The sequence below is a fragment of the Pseudomonas izuensis genome (assembly GCF_009861505.1).
In the GTDB taxonomy this organism is placed as follows: domain Bacteria; phylum Pseudomonadota; class Gammaproteobacteria; order Pseudomonadales; family Pseudomonadaceae; genus Aquipseudomonas; species Aquipseudomonas izuensis.
In genome coordinates this window covers 1-1,506 of sequence record NZ_WTFT01000069.1, presented here as the reverse complement: position 1 = coordinate 1,506, position 1,506 = coordinate 1, and the positions used below count along the sequence as shown (strand labels likewise).

Genomic DNA, 1,506 nt, shown 5'->3' with positions numbered 1-1,506 from the left:
GTGAAGGCGCGGAATGTCCAGGAAGGCGAGATGGGCAGCGAAGGCAGTGCGGTGGGCGAGCTGGAAGAAGCGTAAAACTGAAGGAGCGAGCTTGCTCGCGATGAACGTCCAGATAACGCGGGCATTCAGGCATCCCGCGTCACCGTTGACGACCTTCGCGAGCAGGCTCGGCTCCTACAAGGACCGCGCTGCGTCTAGAACTTGGCTGTCGCCTGAACCACCACGCCGATGATTCGGCACTCTTCGGTGTAAAGGGCTTTCGGATACGTCGGATTGAGCGGGACCAGGTAACGCTGCCCGCCCTCTTCGATCAACTTGCGGAAAACCGCCTCGCTGCTGTCCGGCCATTGGGCAATGACCAGCTTGCCGGGCTCGGCGTCCACGTCCGGGTCCACCAGAATCAGCATGCCCTCGGCGATGCTCAGACCCGTCGGTGCAGTCATCGCATCACCGACGACCGTCAGCCAGAACGCCGCGCCCCGGGCGTGATAATCGGACAATTCAAAACGGTACTGCGCCTGTTCGCCATCGCGCACTTCTCCGGTTTCCCGCCAGTCACTGACCGGGTAGCGGAAGTACGGGTTGTACTTTTGCGTCAGGGACATTTCGTCGCCCTGTGAATCCGCGGGCTCGCGAATCACCAGCACCACTTCGAGGAAGTCCATTCCGAGTGCCTTCAACACCCGGTTCATGTTGTCGATGCCAGGCTCGCGACGTTTGTTCAGCCAGTGGCCAACGCCACCCTGGGACATCCCGAGGCGTTCGGCGAGTATCTCTTGAGTGACTTTGAGTTCACTCATCTTGGCCTTGACCAATTCAATCCATTTATCCATGTGCGGCACGATACGTGGGCGCCTCCGGCCAACAAAACACAAATTGTAGTATTTAAACGATGGTCACAAATACAGATCGTACTAGGATGGCTTCACGGATCTGAATCTATCACGGAGCTTGCCATCACCATGACCCAACCTGCCAACGACTTGCCTGATACGCAAATCGACACCTCCCTCACCTCGCCCCAGGGCTCGGCCGCTGCACAGCGCGCATTGGACTATTACTTGAAACCGGCTGTTTCAGAAGAAGCGGTCGAGACACGATTCTTTGATGTGAACCGCAACATCAGCAGTGAGGAGGCGCTGGTCCATGCCTCGGACCTGTTGCGTTGTGCCGCCGCCACGGCGTGCGAGTCAGCCAGTCATCTGCAGGGGACAAACCGGGACCTGGCGTTTTCGACGGTGCATATGATCGACATGGCCAAGGCCATGGTGGATCGGTCACTGGAGAGGCATCAGAACGGTTGAAACGAAGGTGCGAACAAAGAGGACTGGAAAGAATTTTCCAATCGCGCAGACAATTCATTTGACTTGCAAACGAGAATGATTATTCTTGCATCAACTGATCGCGAGATCAGTCGATAGACCAAGGGACCTTAGGTCGGTCTCCTGGACTATCTCCTCATCAGGCTAATCACGGTTTTTGACCCGGCTTTTTGCCGGGTCTTTT

General features: G+C 56.8%; 2 protein-coding genes. One reads left to right on the top strand and one right to left on the bottom strand.

Annotated features, from left to right (window positions below; all coding sequences use genetic code 11):
• Positions 1 to 194 precede the first annotated feature (194 nt).
• Positions 195 to 833 (bottom strand): LexA family protein, encoded by a 639-nt coding sequence (locus GPL81_RS30695; RefSeq protein ID WP_160107818.1) that lies wholly within the window; start codon positions 831 to 833, stop codon positions 195 to 197.
• A 129-nt stretch (positions 834 to 962) separates the two neighbouring features.
• Between GPL81_RS30695 and GPL81_RS30690 the strand changes: the two genes are divergently transcribed.
• On the top strand, positions 963 to 1,304 hold the full coding sequence (locus GPL81_RS30690) for a DUF6124 family protein (RefSeq protein WP_160107819.1): 342 nt from the start codon (positions 963 to 965) through the stop codon (positions 1,302 to 1,304).
• Positions 1,305 to 1,506: the final 202 nt, after the last annotated feature.

Bases quoted from the DNA above. Each gene is read 5' to 3' on its own strand.
- GPL81_RS30695 (WP_160107818.1), bottom strand. From the start codon at position 833: ATGGATAAATGGATTGAATTGGTCAAGGCCAAGATGAGTGAACTCAAA.
- GPL81_RS30690 (WP_160107819.1), top strand. From the start codon at position 963: ATGACCCAACCTGCCAACGACTTGCCTGATACGCAAATCGACACCTCC.